The 17,706-nt window shown below is 63.1% G+C and carries 15 protein-coding genes; 6 read left to right on the forward strand and 9 right to left on the reverse strand.

What is annotated here, in order from left to right; genetic code table 11:
• Positions 1 to 35: 35 nt before the first annotated feature.
• The 6 genes from J3P88_RS17905 to J3P88_RS17930 all read right to left on the reverse strand — a co-directional run bounded on the left by J3P88_RS17905 (position 36) and on the right by J3P88_RS17930 (position 6,848).
• A complete protein-coding gene (locus tag J3P88_RS17905) occupies positions 36 to 1,139 on the reverse strand; it encodes a WD40/YVTN/BNR-like repeat-containing protein (RefSeq protein ID WP_434570681.1) in 1,104 nt (367 codons plus the stop codon).
• A gap of 69 nt (positions 1,140 to 1,208) precedes the next feature.
• On the reverse strand, positions 1,209 to 2,570 hold the full coding sequence (locus J3P88_RS17910) for a DUF1329 domain-containing protein (RefSeq protein WP_434570683.1): 1,362 nt from the start codon (positions 2,568 to 2,570) through the stop codon (positions 1,209 to 1,211).
• 15 nt (positions 2,571 to 2,585) lie between these two features.
• Positions 2,586 to 4,235 carry a DUF1302 domain-containing protein gene (locus tag J3P88_RS17915; RefSeq protein ID WP_207966580.1) on the reverse strand — a complete coding sequence of 550 codons (1,650 nt, stop codon included), beginning with the start codon at positions 4,233 to 4,235 and terminating at the stop codon, positions 2,586 to 2,588.
• Between the two features lie 91 nt (positions 4,236 to 4,326).
• The gene (locus J3P88_RS17920; RefSeq protein WP_186729843.1) at positions 4,327 to 5,094 is read right to left on the reverse strand and encodes a coniferyl-alcohol dehydrogenase; all 768 of its coding nucleotides are present in this window, start codon (positions 5,092 to 5,094) and stop codon (positions 4,327 to 4,329) included.
• Positions 5,095 to 5,162: 68 nt separating this feature from the next.
• A complete protein-coding gene (locus tag J3P88_RS17925) occupies positions 5,163 to 6,635 on the reverse strand; it encodes a benzaldehyde dehydrogenase (protein ID WP_186707632.1) in 1,473 nt (490 codons plus the stop codon).
• Positions 6,636 to 6,848 carry a hypothetical protein gene (locus tag J3P88_RS17930; protein ID WP_434570686.1) on the reverse strand — a complete coding sequence of 71 codons (213 nt, stop codon included), beginning with the start codon at positions 6,846 to 6,848 and terminating at the stop codon, positions 6,636 to 6,638.
• A gap of 72 nt (positions 6,849 to 6,920) precedes the next feature.
• Here J3P88_RS17930 and J3P88_RS17935 point away from each other — a divergent pair, with 72 nt between their 5' ends.
• Positions 6,921 to 8,693 carry a sigma 54-interacting transcriptional regulator gene (locus J3P88_RS17935; RefSeq protein ID WP_434570688.1) on the forward strand — a complete coding sequence of 591 codons (1,773 nt, stop codon included), beginning with the start codon at positions 6,921 to 6,923 and terminating at the stop codon, positions 8,691 to 8,693.
• A 272-nt stretch (positions 8,694 to 8,965) separates the two neighbouring features.
• On the opposite strand, the gene J3P88_RS17940 is transcribed toward J3P88_RS17935, so the two are convergent.
• Together J3P88_RS17940 and J3P88_RS17945 are read right to left on the reverse strand one after the other, a co-directional pair.
• Positions 8,966 to 9,601: a hypothetical protein gene (locus J3P88_RS17940; protein WP_434570690.1), complete on the reverse strand. Its 636-nt coding sequence runs from the start codon at positions 9,599 to 9,601 to the stop codon at positions 8,966 to 8,968.
• Positions 9,585 to 10,514, reverse strand: a complete 930-nt coding sequence (locus J3P88_RS17945; protein ID WP_434570692.1) for a helix-turn-helix domain-containing protein — start codon at positions 10,512 to 10,514, stop codon at positions 9,585 to 9,587. Before J3P88_RS17945 ends, J3P88_RS17940 begins: the two co-directional genes overlap by 17 nt.
• 408 nt (positions 10,515 to 10,922) lie before the next feature.
• Here J3P88_RS17945 and J3P88_RS17950 point away from each other — a divergent pair, with 408 nt between their 5' ends.
• Both J3P88_RS17950 and J3P88_RS17955 read left to right on the forward strand, forming a co-directional pair.
• Complete coding sequence (locus J3P88_RS17950) at positions 10,923 to 11,696, forward strand: L-iditol 2-dehydrogenase (RefSeq protein WP_434570694.1); 774 nt, start codon at positions 10,923 to 10,925, stop codon at positions 11,694 to 11,696.
• A 194-nt stretch (positions 11,697 to 11,890) separates the two neighbouring features.
• Positions 11,891 to 12,745: a CAP domain-containing protein gene (locus J3P88_RS17955; protein WP_434570696.1), complete on the forward strand. Its 855-nt coding sequence runs from the start codon at positions 11,891 to 11,893 to the stop codon at positions 12,743 to 12,745.
• A gap of 926 nt (positions 12,746 to 13,671) precedes the next feature.
• Here J3P88_RS17955 and J3P88_RS17960 read toward each other — a convergent pair.
• Positions 13,672 to 14,568, reverse strand: a complete 897-nt coding sequence (locus J3P88_RS17960; RefSeq protein WP_434570697.1) for a LysR family transcriptional regulator — start codon at positions 14,566 to 14,568, stop codon at positions 13,672 to 13,674.
• A gap of 101 nt (positions 14,569 to 14,669) precedes the next feature.
• Between J3P88_RS17960 and J3P88_RS17965 the strand changes: the two genes are divergently transcribed.
• Genes J3P88_RS17965 through J3P88_RS17975 form a run of 3 tightly spaced genes read left to right on the forward strand, consistent with a single transcriptional unit; the run spans position 14,670 to position 17,702 of the window.
• A complete protein-coding gene (locus J3P88_RS17965) occupies positions 14,670 to 16,019 on the forward strand; it encodes an acyclic terpene utilization AtuA family protein (RefSeq protein ID WP_434570699.1) in 1,350 nt (449 codons plus the stop codon).
• Positions 16,019 to 16,342, forward strand: coding sequence for an AtuA-related protein (locus J3P88_RS17970; RefSeq protein ID WP_434570700.1), 324 nt, complete (start codon positions 16,019 to 16,021; stop codon positions 16,340 to 16,342). Before J3P88_RS17965 ends, J3P88_RS17970 begins: the two co-directional genes overlap by 1 nt.
• A gap of 52 nt (positions 16,343 to 16,394) precedes the next feature.
• Positions 16,395 to 17,702, forward strand: a complete 1,308-nt coding sequence (locus J3P88_RS17975) for a CitMHS family transporter (RefSeq protein WP_186707624.1) — start codon at positions 16,395 to 16,397, stop codon at positions 17,700 to 17,702.
• The last annotated feature ends 4 nt before the right edge of the window (positions 17,703 to 17,706 follow it).

The raw sequence follows: 17,706 nt of genomic DNA on the forward strand, positions 1-17,706 counted from the left end.
CGAGCCGTGGCCCGATAGCGCTACACCGTGAAGTTTCAAGGTTTACCCGAGGCGCGCGGATCCTGGTCAGCGGCCACGCCGCTCAAGCCGACGCTGGCCAGGCTGCCATCGACCGCCTGTTGCACGGCAGCGACGGTCCCGCCACTGCGACTCTGACGTTTGTCGAAGCTGCGTCCCTGGTCATGACTGAAGAGAAGCTCGCCACTCTGGCTGGCCAACAGCAGGCCGCCGTCGCGCAGTTCGAGGGCGCTTGCCAAGGTTGATTCGATGCCGGTTTCCAGACGTCGCCAACTGCCGCCACGGTCATCGGACCACCAGGCGTTGCCGCGCAAGCCATAGACAATCAGGGCCCCATCGCGGGTGCCGAGCAGGCCGAAAAAGCTGCCTTCATAAGGCGACTTCAAGGCCTGGAATGACTGCCCGGCATCGGTCGAACGCAACAACAGGCCGCGCTCCCCCACCAGCAGCAAATCCTTGCCCAAGGCACGGATGCCATACAGGTTCAAGCCCTGGGGATTGTCCACATGCTGCATCCACGGTTGCCAGCTTCGCCCGCCATCGTCGGTGCGGTAGATCTGGTTGTAGGCGCCCACGACGTAGCCGTGCAGACGGTCGCTGAAGTACAGGTCAAGAAACGGCTTGTCCGGCCCGTCATCGAGCATGTGCCGTGCCTGCGCCAAGTGGCTGGCACCGCCAGGTTGGTTGGCATCGCGCTCAGCGACTTGCACCGCCAGGGCGATGGCACGCTCGCCGTCGAGTTGTTTTTGCCAGGTTTCGCCGCCGTCCTGGGTGTGCAGCACCACGCCCAGATGACCGACCGCCCAGCCCTGCTCGGCATCGACGAACTGCACTGCCGTCAGGCTGACGCTGACCGGCACCTTGGCCTGGCGCCAACTCACGCCTGCGTCATCGGAAAGCAGCACGATCCCGCGCTCGCCCACTGCCACCAGGCGTTCGCCGGCCCGGCCCAGCCCGAGCAAGACCGCGCGCGGCGCCTTGGCCGTCGGCAGTGCCGGTTGCTGCAGCACCGCCAGGGTCGTGGCCTGTACGACCCAGGGCACGCTCGCCAACAGGCATCCGAACAAGGCGCAAGCCCCCCATAACGGACCGCGGCGCGCAAAGATTTTTTCAACGTTCATATCGTTATTCCGCCTGGAAAATCGTAAGCGACCGCGACGAACCGCCTCCTCGCCACGGCCGCCACCGGTTCAACGCATGTTTTCGTTGGCCATGGCATCCGGGGTGAAATAGGACGCCGAAGGCTTCGCGACTTTCTGGTACTGAACCGTCAGGTCGTTGCTTGATGAGTTGAGGAAGTAGGCCCCCGTGTCGAGGTTGTAGCTGCCCCACATGACCTGGGCGGTCAGGGCCGGGAGGTCCGGTGCCAGCAGCGTCAGCGAATACATCTGCCGGCCGAGCTTGCCCTGGGCGTCATAACCGTCGGCCATCAGGATCTGCCAGGAGTCCTCATCGACGTAGTAAGTGCGATGTGGCACGACATGGCGCTTACCAGATTTGAGCGTGGCCTCGACCACCCAGACCCGATGTTTCTCCCAACGCACCAGATCGGGGTTGAGGAAGTTCGCCTTGACCAGGTCGTCGCTCTTGGCCAGCGCAGCGCGGTTATTGTTGTAGGCGACGATCAGCTCTTTCTTGCCCACCAGCTTGAGGTCATAACGATCGGTCGGCCCGAACAGCATGAATGCTTCGTCGAACAAGCCGACGCCGGAGGTCACGAAGTCCGGCGTGTCATAGGCAATGTTCGGCGCCCGACGAACCCGGCGCTGACCAACCAGGTACTGCCAGGCCGCCCGATTGGCCGGGTCCAGGTCCCAATGGGTCATCAGGCCTTCGCCGGCCTTGGACGACGGCAGCTCGGTGAACAGCTTGCCCAGCAGGTACTTGCCCGAATAGTTTTCCAGGCTGCCGCCTTCGACGTAGTAGGGAAACTGGTAGGTGTATTGGGCCCGGGTCGCCTGGACTTTCTTGCCACCGGCGGTCATCAGCCAGGTATCGAATGGCGAGCTGATGGTGTCACCGCCCTGCCAGGACAGCCGATAATTCCACAGCACCTGCGCACCGTTTTCCGGGATCGGGAACGGGATGCCGCCGTACGCACTGGAGACCTTCTCACTGTCCACGTCCAGCGTGGCGCGGGTGGCGTTCTTGCTGGTGTTGTCATAGACCCATTGCGGCGCGGCAGCCGAGCGATGGGTCGGGTACACGTCCAGGCGGTAGTCCGGGTACTTTTTCAGCAGCAACTTGGTGCCTTCGGCCAATTCGCCGGCGTACTGCTCCATGTTCGCGGCCTTGATCGAATACAGCGGTTTCTCGCTGGCGAACGGATCGGCGCGCTTGTCGCCCGGTTTATAGCCGGGCGTGACCTGGGTGTAACCGCCCTGCCATGCCGGGATGCTGCCATCGGCGTTGCCGGCACGCTCGCCGCCCAGGGGGGTCAGATCGGTTTTCAAACGGGCGGCCTGTTCAGGCGATACCGCCGCCTGCGCCAGCCCCATGCCGGCGAGGGCCAGGGTCAGGACGCAGGTGTTCAGGAAAGCTGTGTTCTGCATGGCGAATCCACCTTATTAGAATGAGGTTTTCACGTAGAGCGAGACGAAGTCGCGGTCGGCCAACGACTGTCCGTAACTGAAATTGCCGTCCTCGCGCAGCCCGGCTTTCGGGGCACCGAAGAAGTTCACGTAATTGAGGCCGACGTCCCAGCGTTGCAGGTAGGTGGCTTTGAGCCCGACACTCCAGTCACCGGAATGGGTGTTGCCGAAGCCGGATTTGTTGACGGCCGATGAGCGCCCATCGAGCACGATCCCCATGCCGATCGGCACCGTCAGGTCGATCCCGTCGATAATCTGAAAGTACGCGGGCTCCAGCAGCACGCGCAGCGCCGTGGCATCGCGAGTGGTGTTGGAATCCAGGGCGGCCGGGTTCTTGGTCACGCTCAGGGTGCGGTTCCAGGCCAGTTCGGCCAGGGCCGAGCCGCCGTCCCAGAACGCATTGGGCGATAACAGGTAAATCGCCGACAGGTTGGCGTGGGCGGTCTTGCCCCTGGCGAACAGCTCATTGTCGCCACCATCGGCTTCCACGCCGGGGGCCACCACTTGCAGGTTGCTCACCAACGGCGCGTTCCAGCGCAACGACGTTTCACCGGCAAAGTTGAACGGGCCATAGGCGGTGGAGAAACTGACGCCGGCCGTCTTGATGTCTTCGGCGTAGACCTGACGATAGGAACCCAGGATCGGCAACCCGCTGGCCGCTGCCGCCGGACCGTCCAGGTAGGCATACAACCCGATCGGCGCTTTATCGTGATACTGGGCCGCGTAGAAACCCAGCTCCAGCTCAGTGCCGCTCGGTTTGAAGCGGATCTGCATGCCGCCCTGCCCTGAATTGCGCGGTTTCAGGTCGCCGCCATTCACCGTGTCATTGCCAAAGACTTCGCGCAGCGGACCGCTGCCATAACCGATGGCATCGACGTCGCTCAGGTAGCTGCCGGCACCGGGCAGGTTGGAACGCTCCCACTCGAACTGATAGTAAGCGCCCACGGACAATTGCGGGTTGATCTGCAACTGCCCGGAGATCTGATTGACCGGGCGCAGGATCTCCTTGAACTGCGTACCCGGCACGCTGAGCAACTTGACGACGTCGGTCGGCCCCTGGGCATTGGCGATGCCGTTGCCACCGTAGAATAGGCTTTCGCCGTAGATCAGGCTGTGGCGGCCCAGGCGCGCCACGCCCTGGGAGTCTTCACCCAGATCACCGCGCACGAACACGAAGGCATCGAGAATTTCCGCGTCGCGACCGTGGAGCTCGCGGGTTTCGCTGAGAAAATGCGGTTGCTCGCTGCTGTCGGTGTCCTGGTTGTAGATATCGTCGTACCAGGCCGCGCCGCTCACCCGCAGGCCATAGTTTTGCCGGCTGAGGTCCATTTCGGAGAACAGGTCCAGGCGGTTGGAGACCAGGCCGCGACTGAAGTTCTTGTCACCCTGGCTCTGGATCGAGGGGTACAGGCCGTTGGCGGTCGGCGCGTTGACCAAGCGGCTGTCCTGCCCTTGCAGGCGCCAGGCCTGGCTGTACTTGATGGTATTGTCCCAGCGCAGTTTCCAGTCGGAGTCACCCAGGTCCATTTGCATGGCTTCGACCCGATCGACCATCACACCGGTGCTGCATAACGCCAGGAACAGCGCGCAATGCTTGAAACGAAAGCTCTCTTTGACGTTATCCATGGACGCTTCTCATTATTGTTATTTTTGGGCATGGCTTTGGCAGCCAACACGCTCAGGTCGCGGCTTGCGCCGCTTTCCACAGGTGCGCATTTCAGATGTAGGTAGAGGCCAATCCCCCATCGACCGGCAGGTTCACACCGTTGATCCAGCGCGACTCGTCGGCACACAGGAACGCGATCACCGCCGCCACCTCATCGGCGTAGGCGGGACGTTTCATGCGGTGGGCATCGGCCTGGGTCCGCGCCTCGCCGAGCATGCTCACGAAGTCGTCGAGGATGGGCGTGAACACCGGGCCTGGGGCGACACTGTTCATGCGCACCGAATGCTCGAGGAACCAGGGCTGGGCCTGCAGGTAGTTCCAGACGATCAAGGCTTCCTTGAAGTACTGGTAGCAGGTCTGGTCCGGCACCGGGTGGTCGGCCAGCCAGGCTTGCGCGGCGGCGAAATCCTCGATGCGCGCCAGCGCCTTGTGCTGTTCCAGACGCAGCGGCCATTCGGCGCCAAGGATCGAGGCGATATTGACGATGCTGCCGCCCGCACTGATGCGCGGCAGCAGCGCACGGCTCAGGTGGCGCAGCCCAAGGTAGTTGACCCGCGCCAGCAGTCGCGGATTGGCGGTGCCCGGCACACCGGCAATGTTGCACAGGCTGTCGAGCCGTGCGGGCAGCTGTGGCAGCAGGCGGTCGATGTTCTCGGCGCTGCTCAAGTCGCCCTGTACAAAACCGTCCAGGGTCATGTGCGGCGCCTTGAGGTCCACGCCAATCACCTGGGCGCCGTGGGCACGCAGCAAGCTCGCCGTGGCAGCACCGATACCCGACGAGACACCCGTCACCAGCACAATCTTGTTGTCGAGTTTCATGTTGAGTCCTCTTCTTATTGTTGTGTACTCGCCGGGCCCAGCTCATCGGGCCCGGTAAAAACGGCCGGTCAGAACGGGTAGACCGGCGCCGTGTCCTTGATCGTGACCCACTGCCATTGGGTGTATTCGTCCCAGTCCGCCGGGCCGCCGACACTGCCGCCATTGCCCGAGGCGCCGCGTCCGCCGAACGGGTTGACGCACTCATCGGCGACGGTCTGGTCATTGATGTGCAACATGCCGCACTGCAACCGCTCACCGATGGCCATGGCCCGGCCCACCGACGGTGAAATGATCGCTGCGGCCAAGCCGTACTCGGTGCGATTGGCCAACTCGATGGCTTCGTCGTCGGTGGCGAAGCTGACCACCGTGGCCACGGGCCCGAAGATCTCTTCGTCGAAAGCACGCATGCCCGGCTTCACGCCGCTGAGCACAGTGGCCTCGTAGAACAGCCGATCGTGGTCGCCGCCCGCTTCCAGCCGAGCCCCGGCAAGCACGGTGTCGCTGACGATGTCGTGGACCCGTTGCAACTGCCGCTGATTGATCAGCGGCCCCATCGCGGCTTCTTCCCGGGCAGCGTTGCCAGTCGTCATGGCCTGGGCCTTTTCCACCAGTTTGCGGGTCAGCTCGGCGGCGATGGATTCATGGGCGAGGATCAAGCCGGTGGCCATGCAAATCTGCCCTTGGTGCAGCCAGGCGCCCCAGGCCGCGTTCCGGGCCGCGAGGTCGAGGTCGGCATCTTCGAGAATGATCAGCGGGTTCTTGCCACCCAACTCCAGGGCGACCTTCTTCAGGTTGCGCCCGGCCACTTCAGCGACCTTGCGCCCGGCGCCGGTGGAACCGGTGAAGGCGATCATGCGCACGTTAGGATCGCGGCACAGCGCCTCACCGGCATCCGCCGCGCCGGGCAACACTTGCAACAAGCCCTTGGGCAGGCCTGCCGCCTCGAACAAGCAGGCAATGAGGAAACCGCCACTCACCGGGGTCTGCGGATCCGGCTTGAGCACCACCGCGTTGCCCGCCGCCAGGGCCGGCGCGACAGAGCGCATGGACAGCACCAAGGGAAAGTTGAAGGGTGAAATTACCCCGACCACGCCGTGGGGCTGACGCCGCGCATAGGACAGGCGCCCCGCCTCGCTGGGCAAGACCACCCCATGGGCCTGGGACAGCAAGCCGGCGGCCTGGTGCAACAGCACGATGGCTTCGCGTACCTCGTGCTGTCCCTTGAACAGTGCAGCGCCGGTCTCCCGGGCCACGTACAACGCCAGTTCGTCGAAGGACTGCTCGGCTACATCGGCGGCCTTGCGGAAGATCGCCGCCCGTTGCCGCGGGCCCAGGGCCGCCCATGCCGGCTGAGCGAGGGCTGCGTCGCGACTGGCCTTGGCGATGTCGGCGGTGTCGGCCGTGGCACAGCGCATCAGCCGCTCACCGGTGGCCGGTTCGATGATCGTTTGCAGCGGGCCCGAGGCAGGCACCCAGTCACCGTTGAAGACACATTCCGACTCGATCACCTGGGACAACAGGTGGCTCTTGGATGCAGACATTTAACACTCCCGGCTCTTTGTTGTTGTCATCGTTTGCCGCACCTGGACGGTGTCGACGCAAACGCCGTGCAAGTGCTTGAGCAAGCGCTGTGCCGGTTTTGCCCGCAGGCCTTGATAAACCTGGCGCAGGGCTCTGGCCCAGGGTTCTTCGCCGGACACGACGGGGCGGGAGCCGTCGCTATCCTGGCCGTTGGCCAGCTGCCGCTTGTTCATTTGATAAAGTTATGCTTAATAACTATCTCGCCAGGTGATCATTTCGATCACTCCGCCATCAGGGGCATAACAATGAATAATCCCCACTGCCAGTTGCCGGACCGGATCGCCACCGAGCATTTCCATCCACGGGGCGACAGCAAAGAGCTGAGCGACAGCAGTTCGCCCACCACGGCAGAGCTCACCGCGTGCCTGTTTTTCTCCCCCGACGATGGCCGTATCTGGCTCAACGACCAGCGCATGTTGCTGCTGCACAGTTCCTCCTTCGGTGCGTTGCGCCGGGAAATCATCGAGCGCCAGGGGCTGGAGCAGGCCCGCGGCATGCTCACCCGCACCGGCTATTCCTCCGGCGCCCGCGACGCCCGGCTGATTCGTGAACGCTGGCCCCATGCCGATGCCGCGGCGGTGTTCCGCGCCGGCACGCACCTGCATACCCTCGAAGGCATGACCAAGGTCGAGCCGCTGCATTTCAAATTCGACGCCGACTCGGGATTCTATGAAGGGGAATTTCTCTGGCATCACTCCTGCGAGGCCGATGAGCATGTCGCCGCCTATGGCACCGGGCAGGATCCGGTGTGCTGGACCGAACTGGGCTACGCCATCGGATTCGTCAGCGGGCTGTTCGGGCAACTGGTGGTCTTTCGAGAAGTGGAATGCCGGGGCATGGGTCATGAACGCTGCCGAGTCGTCGGCAAGACTGCCGAGCAATGGGGTGACATCGAGCAGGACCTGAACTACCTCAATGCATCACCGACGACGGTCGTTCCGCGCGCCGATACTCAGTCCGACAACGTCGCCGGAACCGCCCCGCTGCCGGACAGCGAACAGCCGCTGATCGGTGCCAGCGCCGCCTTCAACGCCGCGACCCAGGCCTTGCAACGGGTGGCCTTGACCCCCGCCACCGTGCTGGTCAGCGGCGAGTCCGGCGTCGGCAAGGAGATGTTCGCCCGCCAGTTGCACCAACTGAGTCGCCGCCGTGACGGTCCGTTCATCGCCCTCAACTGCGCGGCCATCCCCGACAACCTGATCGAGGCCGAACTGTTCGGCGTCGAGCGCGGTGCCTACACCGGCGCCACCCATTCACGCCCCGGACGTTTCGAACGCGCCCATGGCGGTACGTTGTTCCTGGACGAGATCACCTGCCTGAGCCTGGCCGGGCAAAGCAAGCTGCTGCGCGCCTTGCAGGAGCGGGAAATCGAACGGGTTGGCGGCGGCCATGGCATCAAAGTCGATGTGCGAGTCGTGGCGGCCACCAACATCGACCTGCGCAAGGCCGTGGCGGACGGCGCGTTCCGTGAAGACCTGTTCTACCGGCTCAACGTCTACCCCATCGCCCTGCCGCCCCTGCGCGAGCGTCGCGACGACATACCGTTGCTGATCAATGCCTTTCTCAAGCGCTTCTGCCAGGAATACGGCCGCACGCCGATGGGGCTGACCATGCGCGCCTTGAAGGTGCTGTTGCGCTATGACTTTCCGGGCAACGTGCGGGAATTGCAGAACCTCATCGAACGCGGCCTGATCGCCAGCGAAGAGGGTCAGGCGATCGATCTGGTCCACCTGTTTCGCAATGAGCAATTGCCGGTGGATGCGTACTCCGTGGACCACCTCGGCGGCCTCTCGACCATGGGCCTGGTCGGCAACGACGTGGCAGAAAAACCGGCGCTGCTCCGGTCACTCAGCCAACTGGACGCGGACTTCTCCATTGACGGGCTGGAATCGCGGCTGATCAACGAAGCCCTGCAACTGAGCAGCGGAAACCTGGCGGCGGCCGCACGCTCGCTGGGGCTGAGCCGGGCGCAATTCGCCTATCGGTTGAAGAAGCATCAGAAAGGTGTCCAAGACTAAACACCGAACTAATGTGGGGGGCTTGCTCGCGAAAGCGGTGGGCCAGCTTGCATGTATGTCGAATGTGCTGACGCCTTCGCGAGCAAGCTCGCTCCCACACTGGTTTCTGGGTGGCCGCACGATCTGTATCCACCCCAGATCTCCTGTGGGAGCGAGCCTGCTCGCGATGGCGGTGGGTCAGGTGGCGTTGATGTGGGCTGGGCTGACGCTTTCGCGAGCAAGCTCGCTCCCACATGGGTTCCGGGTGGTTTCGAGGCCTGTGTTCAGGCTGATCAATCCGTCGTACTTGCAGCCAGCACAGCGAGCGTGCGGCGCTTGGGGTTCCAGAAGCTCAGGCACCAGACGCCCCACCACTCCAGGCCATCGTCGAAATAATCGCTCCAGGGCTCACGGGCCGGATCGGGTTCGTCGCTGGCGGTCCAGTTGAAGTTGAAGTTGTCGACCCAACTCAACACCACGACATCGATCCCTTCTTCGAGCCCGAGCAAATCGAGCCATGCCTTGAACAGCGCTTGCGGCGTTTCGTCGCTGAAACGGGTGCCATAGGGCGGTTCGCAGAAGTCCGCGTACAAGGCGTAGGGCTGCTGATTGTGTTCGCCCACGTCGGTGCGCATGAGTCGGGTCACCTCCTCGTGGGTCAGCGGCTTGGCGACAGCCTTGTCCAGATCCCAACTCATGATGGGCGACGCAACCTCGGCATCGCGCGGATCGAGGGTCAGTTGGCGGTGACGTTCCAGCCATATGGCCTTGATCTGCTGGAACAACAGATCCACGGCCTGGCGATGGAGCGCCTCGTCAACCGCCTCATTCGCCTCAGGCGCGAGTATCAGGAATTCGAAGGCGCAACCGGCCCTCTCCATTCGTTGGCGCAACGATGCGCTGGTTGACTGTTCAACGACGTTCAACATGACAGTCTCCGTCAGACAGGGGAAAAGCGCCCCGCCGATACTCGCTGGGGGTCTGGTTCATTTCGATGCGGAAATGCCGGTTGAAGTTGGACAGATTGTTATAGCCCACTTCAAAACAGATGTCGGTCACCGGCATTTCGCTTTGCAACAACAAACGGCAGGCGCGCTGGACCCGCAACTTGCGCATCAGGTCGATGAAACCGTGCCCGGTGATGCGCTTGAAGAATCGCGAGAAACCTGGCTCGCTCATGTCCAATTGGCGGGCGATCACCGACAGTCTCAGGTCGCCGGTGAGTTCGGCTTGCAGGTACTCGAAGGCTTTGTGGATACGCTCGGAACTGCGGGCATCAAGGGCCGGTGCGTAACATGGGCTCGCCAGGCTCAGGACCTCGTCACCGGGAGCCTGGTTGAGGGTGTGGAGCAACTCCAGGAACAGCGTCAATCGCGCCAGCCCCTGGGCCGGGCCGATGGTTTCCAGCAGGTGCGCAGCCCTCAGTGCGGTGTCTCCTGCGAAGGCCAGCCCACGGCGGGCTCGTTCGAACAGCCCCTGCAGATCCCCCAGTTCAGGCAGGGTGCGACGCAAGGTCAGCAGCGTGGCGCCGTCGAATTGCAACACCACGTCACGTCCGATCAAGTATTCCCCCGACGCCAGATCGCCCATCCAGTCGTGGGGTAAATCCGGGCCGATCATCGCCACATGACCGGGGCCAAACGGGCCGATGTAGTCGCCCGCCAACAGTTTGCCGCTGCCCTGGCGGATCAGGTGGATCTCGAATTCAGGATGATGGTTCCAGCGCGCCAGCGGGTACGGGTAATCGTGCTCGTACCAGCGAAAACTGTGTTCGGGTTCGGGCAGGATGACTTCCAGTTCGGCCGGTCGCTGCTCGAACAGGGGCGTTCGGTGATCAGGCATGTCGCGCCTCTTTTAGCGTTATAGCGGGCACCTTACGCCGAGTGCGCAGCGCTTAGCCAGCCTCGGCCAGACCGACCGCTGGTACTTTTTTAACCCGCGCCTGTCACGTTCAGCGACGTTAAAAAAATATCAGCCCACGATTCTCCCCGCGTTTGTCCTCCTCCACGGGCGCTGCTGTAATCGGCTTATCCATGACCGCAATGCTGTTCACTTAAGGCAATCGGCAAACCCGTGGCGAGGGAGCTTGCTCCCGCTGGGCCGCAAAGCGGCCCCAAAACCTGCCAAGTGCGGCGTATCAGACACACCGCACCCGCCGGTTTACGACTGCTTCGCAGTCGAGCGGGAGCAAGCTCCCTCGCCACAAGGGCTGTGTGCACCGCCTACTCCCTAGACTGACAGGAAAACCCCATGAAACGACTCGAAGGAAAAAGTGCCCTGGTGACCGGCGCCGCCCGTGGCATCGGCAAGGCATTCGCCCAGGCCTATATCAACGAAGGCGCCACCGTGGCGATCGCTGATATCGACCTTGACCAAGCCCAGGCCACCGCCATCGAACTGGGCGGCTGCGCCTACGCCGTCAAAATGGACGTGACCGACCAGGCGTCGATCGACCAGGCCATCGAGGCCGTGGTGGCCCGGGCGGGCAAGCTGGATATCCTGATCAACAACGCCGCGCTGTTCGACCTGGCGCCCATCATCGACATCCCCCGACAAAGCTACGAGCGGCTGTTTTCCATCAACGTCGCCGGCACGCTGTTCACGCTGCAGGCGGCGGCGCGGCAGATGATTCGCCAGGGCCATGGCGGCCGGATCATCAACATGGCCAGCCAGGCCGGCCGGCGTGGCGAGCCCCTGGTGGCGATCTATTGCGCCACCAAGGCCGCGGTGATCAGCCTGACCCAGTCCGCCGGGCTGGACCTGATCAAGCATCGGATCAACGTCAACGCCATCGCCCCCGGCGTGGTGGATGGCGAGCACTGGGATGGCGTGGACGCGCTGTTCGCCCGTCACGAAAACCTGCCGCTGGGGGAAAAGAAGCGCCAGGTTGCGGAGCAAGTACCCTATGGCCGGATGGGCACCGCCGAGGACCTCACCGGAATGGCGATTTTCCTGGCCTCGGCGGAGAGCGAATACGTGGTGGCACAGACGTATAACGTCGATGGGGGTAACTGGATGAGCTGATAATCGAGGTTTTTATGGCCTTGAAACGACGGAAATGGACTTATTCGCTTGAAAACTGATCCCACTACTTGAGGATTGTCCCGAACGGTGCCCAACGGTACCGTTCCAAGGGATTTCAAGAGAGCGTGAATACCGTTGCCCCGGCGGGGCAAAAATTGCGCATCATAGGCGCCGTCCGCTCAAGGGAGATTTACATGCGTGCCATTTCATCCGTCATGGGTCTTGTCGTGCTGTCGCTGGGCCTGGCGTTCACCACCAGCGCCACGGCCACCGAAGAGACGCAACTGGTCGAGTCCATCAACCTTTACCGCAGCCAATCCCAAAGCTGTGCCGGCCAGGCCTCGTTGGAGCTGCCGCCGCTGGCGATGGACTCCCGGCTGATCCTGTCGGCCAATGGCATCGGCGACCTGCAACAGGCGCTGGCGCGGGCGGCCTATCCCATGGTCAACGTGCAAGCCATCAGCCTGTCCGGGCCGCGGGATGCGCAATCGGCCATGAAAGCCGTGCAGGAAAGCTTCTGCCAGGTGGTGCTCGACCCACAGTTCGTCGACATCGGCGTCAGCCGCCTGGATCGCGAATGGCGCATCGTGCTGGCGCGCCCGTTGCTGTCAGCGCGCCTGGGTGATTGGCAAGCGGAGGGCCAGAAACTGCTGAAGCTGATCAACAGCGCCCGCGCCCAGCCGCGTCGCTGCGGCACCGAAGCCTTCGCCGCCACCACGCCGCTGGGCTGGAACGCCACCCTGGCCCTGGCCGCCGTCACGCACACCCGGGCCATGGCCAACAACAATTTCTTCGACCACAAAGACCGCGACAACCGCACGCCCGGCGACCGCGCCGAACTGGCCGGCTACCTGGGCCAATTGATCGGCGAGAACATTGCCGCCGGACAAGACACCGCGCTCAAGGTGGTGGATGGCTGGCTGGCCAGCCCAGGGCACTGCGCCAACCTGATGAACCCGCAGTTCCGCGAATTGGGCGCCGGGTATGCGACCGATCCGAAAAGCGATGCGGGGATCTATTGGACGGCGATGTTTGGCACGCCGCAGTAGCGGTGCCATCGCGAGCAAGCTCGCTTCCACAGTGGGATTTTTTGGCGGCCATGCGATCAAGTCCCAGCGCCAGCCAGTGTGGGAGCGAGCCTGCTCGCGAAGGCGGCGGCATATTCAACATCGATGCAGTCTGAACCACCGTTTTCGCGAGCAGGCTCGCTCCCACAGGGGATTTATGGCGGTCATGCGCTCAAGTTCCACCACCCGCCAATGTGGGAGCGAGCCTGCTCGCGAAGGCGGTGGCATATTCAACATCGATGCAAACTGAACAACCGTTTTCGCGAGCAGGCTCGCTCCCACAGGGGATTTATGGCGGTCATGCGCTCAAGTTCCACCACCCGCCAATGTGGGAGCGAGCCTGCTCGCGAAGGCGGTGGCATATTCAACATCGATGCAAACTGAACAACCGTTTTCGCGAGCAGGCTCGCTCCCACAGGGGATTTATGGCGGTCATGCGCTCAAGTTCCACCACCCGCCAGTGTGGGGGCGAGCCTGCTCGCGAAGGCGGTGGCATATTCAACATCGATGCAAGCTGAACAACCGTTTTCGCGAGCAGGCTCGCTCCCACAGGGGATTTATGGCGGCCATGCGATCAAGTCCCAGCGCCAGCCAGTGTGGGAGCGAGCCTGCTCGCGAAGGCGGCGGCATATTCAACATCGATGCAGTCTGAACCACCGTTTTCGCGAGCAGGCTCGCTCCCACAGGGGATTTATGGCGGTCATGCGCTCAAGTTCCACCACCCGCCAATGTGGGAGCGAGCCTGCTCGCGAAGGCGGTGGCATATTCAACATCGATGCAAACTGAACAACCGTTTTCGCGAGCAGGCTCGCTCCCACAGGGGATTTGGTGGTGTTCAGGAATAGCGTTTCCAACGCCCTCTCCCTGTGGGAGCGAGCTTGCTCGCGATAGCCAGTGCCTGATCAACCTCAGCGCCCATGGCTGACCTCATCCTGCCGCAGCACCTGCCGCACATGCCCCATGAACTGGCTCAACGAAGGTGATGGGGCCACCGGCTTGCGCTGCAACAGGCCGATCGAGCGTTTCGCCGGCTGGTCGATGGCAGTAACCGTGCACTGCTCGCCAATGTTGAACACGGCCGTGCAACTGGCCGGCAGCAGGGAGAATCCCAATCCTTCGCGCACCAACGCCGTGGCGGTGCTCATGTGCGCGACCTCCCACGCCGGAACCGCATCGACGTTCAGATAGCGCAACGCAGCGTCAGCCAGGGGACGGATGCTGGTGTCGGGCGTAAGCGCGATGTAGGGCTGCCGCTTCCAGTCGTCCAGGGCTTCGCGCAGGTGATCCTTGTGGCTCAATAGCACAAGGTTGTCATCCAGCAGTCGCTCGAAACTCAATCCGGAAAGATCGTCAGGCAGCGAACTGATGCCGGCGTCCACCTCGCCTCGCTGCACCCAGCCCATGATTTCCCCCGCACGGCCATCCAGCAAGCTCACCGTCACGCCCGGGTTCTCACGCTGGAAAGCAGCAATGGCGATCGGCAGGAACGACGCGGCGGCGGTAGGCAGGGCCGCCAGCCGGAGCGTACCCCGGCTCAGGTTGAGGGTGTCACGAGCATCGCGCACGGCATCGTCCATGTCCCGGAGCATGCGCCGGGCCTGGGGCAGGAAGTGCTCACCGGCGGGCGTCAGTTCGACGCTGCGGGTGTTACGCGCGAGCAATTGCAAGCCCATGCTCTCTTCCAATTTGCGAATGCTGTAGCTCAACGCCGGTTGGGAAAGGTGCAGTTGTTCTGCCGTGCGGGTAAAGCTCGACGTCTCGGCGATCAGGATGAAGGCACGAAGCTGACGAAAAGAAACGTTCATGGCCCACTCATAAAATTACTGAATCAATTGATTCTATCTTTAAAATTCACAGAATAATCCAGCCCCTTCACTATGGAGTCACCCTTCAGTGGAACTCGGACATGACAAAAACAATTCTCGTCGGGTGTGGCGCCGGTTTCGCCAATGATCGACCCGACGCCGCCCTGCGCCTGGCCCAGGACCTGGCGCAACGCAACGGCCAGCGCTACATCATGCTGGAGCTACTGGCTGAGCGGACCCTGGCCGAGGCCCAGCTACGCAAACGACTTGATCCAGAGACAGGCTACTCCGCCCGCCTGTTCGACTTCCTCGAACCCATGCTCGACCTGTGCATCGAGGCCGGCATCCCGATCATCACCAACGGCGGCGCCGCCAATCCCCGAGCGGCCGCGCGACGACTGAGACACGGGTTGGCGGGTCGCTTCCCTGGACTGAAAATCGCCTGTGTACTGGGCGATGACCTGTTGGAAGAAACGCCGCCCCGCTACGAACGATGGTTGTCATCGGCCCCCTTGGAGCACCCCGTTTCGGTGAACGTCTACACCGGGGCCGACGGTATCGCCCAGGCGTTGGCCGAGGGCGCCGGCATCGTGCTGTGTGGTCGGGTCGCGGATCCGTCGCTGGCGGTGGGGGCGATCCGCCATGGGCTGGGTTGGGCGGCTGACGATTGGCAGAAAATGGCCGTCGCCACCACGGCCGGGCATCTGCTGGAATGTTGCACCCAGGTCACTGGCGGCTACTTTGCCCATCCTGGGATGAAGGACATTCCGGACCCGGCCAACCTCGGCTGTCCGATAGCCGAGGTCCACCAGGACGGCCGCCTGATCATCGGCAAGACTCGCAACAGCGGTGGCCGGGTCAGCGAACAGACCGTCAAGGAACAACTCCTCTACGAAGTACATGACCCTCGACGCTATCTCACGCCGGACGTGGTGCTGGACCTGGGCCAGGCCCGCGTCCAGGATTTGGGTGGGGACCGTGTCGAGATCAGTGGCCTGCTTGGTCATCCACGTCCCTACACGCTCAAGGGCCTGGCGGGGGTGCGCGGCCTGTGGTTCGGCGAGGCGGAAATCTCCTACGCAGGCCCCGGTGCCGTGGCGCGTGCCGCGCTGGCGCGGGAGATCCTGCTGCAACGTTTTGACCAATTGGCACCGGGAATACAGCCCTGGATCGACCTGTCCGGGGTTGCCAGCCTTTTCAACGACCACGGCGGTCGTTATCTGCAAAAGCAACTGGCCCAGGCGCCTTCCCTGGAGGATGTGCGCGTGCGCATCGGCTTGACCCACACCGACCGATTGCTGGTGGAAGCGCTGCTGGCAGAGGTTGAGTCGCTCTATACCAACGGGCCCGCGGGCGGCGGTGGCGTGCGCCGGCACCTCGCCGAGACCGTCACCACTCGCAGCTTCCTGCTGCCGCGAAATGAAATCCACACAACCCTGGAGTGGTATTGATGAACCTGGTCACCCTCGCTGACTATGCCCATGCCCGTGCCGGCGACAAAGGCAATATTCTCAGCATCGCCCTGTTTCCCAACGATCCTGCCCACTACCCCTGGCTGCTACGGGAACTGACCTGCGCCCGGGTGGCCGAGCAATTCGAGACGCGCCAGCCCACCAAGGTGCATCGCTATGAGCTGCCGAACCTGAACGCATTGAATTTCGTACTTGAGGACGCCCTGGAGGGTGGGGTGAACCGCAGTTGCGGTCTTGACCGCCACGGCAAAAGCCTGAGTTACCTGCTGCTGGCCTTGCGTTTGCCTGGCCCGCAAGGCTGACCGAGCCACCGCCCGCGCACCATCCGACAACAATAAAAAGAGAGGCTGCAACATGATTACAACCCTGGGTTTCCTGATGATGTTCGCCATCATCGGCTTGATATTGCTGCGCAGGATCAGTCCGGTCGTGGCGTTCACCACCCTTCCCGTGGTCGTTTGCCTGCTGGCCGGTTTCAATCTCGGACAGATCGGCGAGTTCATCAAGGCCGGCCTGATTACAGTGGCCCCGACCGCCGCACTGTTTCTGTTCGCCATCCTGTTTTTCGGCATCATGCGTGACCGCGGACTGTTCGATCCGTTGGTCAATCTGCTGATCCGCAGCACGGGCGGCAAGCCGTTGGCCGTGGCGTTGGTAACGGTATTGGTGACGTCGGTGGTTCACCTCGACGGCGTCGGCGCCGCCACGTTCTTGCTGACCATCCCGGCCCTGCTGCCCTTGTACAAACGCCTGAACATGAGCCCAGCGATGCTGTTGTGCCTGGTCGGCACTACCGCCGGTGTCATCAATATGGTCCCTTGGGGCGGCACGACCGCACGGGCCGCCGCGGTGTCGGGGCTGGATGCCACGCAGTTGTGGCTAGGATTGCTGCCGGTGCAGATGGTGGGCCTGGCGTGCATGCTGCTGGTCGCGACCGTATTGGGCCTACGCGCCCAGCGTCGCCAACCGATGTCCCTCGGGGCGGCGGCGACGTGCGACCTCGACGGCCTGCAACCCCAGGACCGGGAATTCAGCCTCTCGCCCCGAGAGCTGCGCTACTGGCTGAACGTGGCGCTGACCGCTGGGATCCTGGTGTGCCTGTTCACCGGTATTTTCCCCCTGTACGCCTGTTTCATGGTGGGACTGGGCATCGCCCTGCCCTTGAACTTCCCGTCCCTGGACGCCCAGGCCGAACGCCTCAAGGCCCATGCGGCCGACGCGCTGCAAATGGTCCTGGTGATGATGGCCGCTGCCGTCCTGTTGGGCGTGCTCTCCGGTGCGAAGATGTCCGACGGGATGGCCTTGGCACTGATCGATATCCTGCCGGCGGGATCCGCCCAATACCTGCATGTGATCGTCGGTTTCTTCGGCGTGCCCCTGGGCATGATCTTTTCACCGGACGCCTATTATTTCGCCCTGCTTCCGGTGATCAAGGACGTGGCCGCCGCCGCGGGTGTTCCTCTCGAAGCCGTGGCCCGGGCCATGCTGATCGGGGAGAACACCGGCTTTTCCATCAGCCCGGTGGTGCCCAGCGTCTATCTAGCACTGGCGTTGTCCGGGGTGGAGCTGCGCAAGCACATCACCTATACGTTCTTCTGGGCCTGGGGCGTCAGCCTGGTGATGCTTGCCTTTGCCGTGGCAACCGGCGCGGTACAGGTATAACGCT

Source organism: Pseudomonas sp. Z3-6 (assembly GCF_051131985.1).
GTDB classification, from domain to species: Bacteria; Pseudomonadota; Gammaproteobacteria; order Pseudomonadales; family Pseudomonadaceae; genus Aquipseudomonas; species Aquipseudomonas zanjanensis.

Coding starts and splice junctions, on each gene's coding strand:
- J3P88_RS17970 (WP_434570700.1), top strand. CDS start 16,019: ATGAACCTGGTCACCCTCGCTGACTATGCCCATGCCCGTGCCGGCGAC.
- J3P88_RS17950 (WP_434570694.1), top strand. CDS start 10,923: ATGAAACGACTCGAAGGAAAAAGTGCCCTGGTGACCGGCGCCGCCCGT.
- J3P88_RS17940 (WP_434570690.1), bottom strand. CDS start 9,601: ATGTTGAACGTCGTTGAACAGTCAACCAGCGCATCGTTGCGCCAACGA.
- J3P88_RS17955 (WP_434570696.1), top strand. CDS start 11,891: ATGCGTGCCATTTCATCCGTCATGGGTCTTGTCGTGCTGTCGCTGGGC.
- J3P88_RS17910 (WP_434570683.1), bottom strand. CDS start 2,570: ATGCAGAACACAGCTTTCCTGAACACCTGCGTCCTGACCCTGGCCCTC.
- J3P88_RS17915 (WP_207966580.1), bottom strand. CDS start 4,235: ATGGATAACGTCAAAGAGAGCTTTCGTTTCAAGCATTGCGCGCTGTTC.
- J3P88_RS17965 (WP_434570699.1), top strand. CDS start 14,670: ATGACAAAAACAATTCTCGTCGGGTGTGGCGCCGGTTTCGCCAATGAT.
- J3P88_RS17905 (WP_434570681.1), bottom strand. CDS start 1,139: ATGAACGTTGAAAAAATCTTTGCGCGCCGCGGTCCGTTATGGGGGGCT.
- J3P88_RS17935 (WP_434570688.1), top strand. CDS start 6,921: ATGAATAATCCCCACTGCCAGTTGCCGGACCGGATCGCCACCGAGCAT.
- J3P88_RS17960 (WP_434570697.1), bottom strand. CDS start 14,568: ATGAACGTTTCTTTTCGTCAGCTTCGTGCCTTCATCCTGATCGCCGAG.
- J3P88_RS17930 (WP_434570686.1), bottom strand. CDS start 6,848: ATGAACAAGCGGCAGCTGGCCAACGGCCAGGATAGCGACGGCTCCCGC.
- J3P88_RS17925 (WP_186707632.1), bottom strand. CDS start 6,635: ATGTCTGCATCCAAGAGCCACCTGTTGTCCCAGGTGATCGAGTCGGAA.
- J3P88_RS17920 (WP_186729843.1), bottom strand. CDS start 5,094: ATGAAACTCGACAACAAGATTGTGCTGGTGACGGGTGTCTCGTCGGGT.
- J3P88_RS17945 (WP_434570692.1), bottom strand. CDS start 10,514: ATGCCTGATCACCGAACGCCCCTGTTCGAGCAGCGACCGGCCGAACTG.
- J3P88_RS17975 (WP_186707624.1), top strand. CDS start 16,395: ATGATTACAACCCTGGGTTTCCTGATGATGTTCGCCATCATCGGCTTG.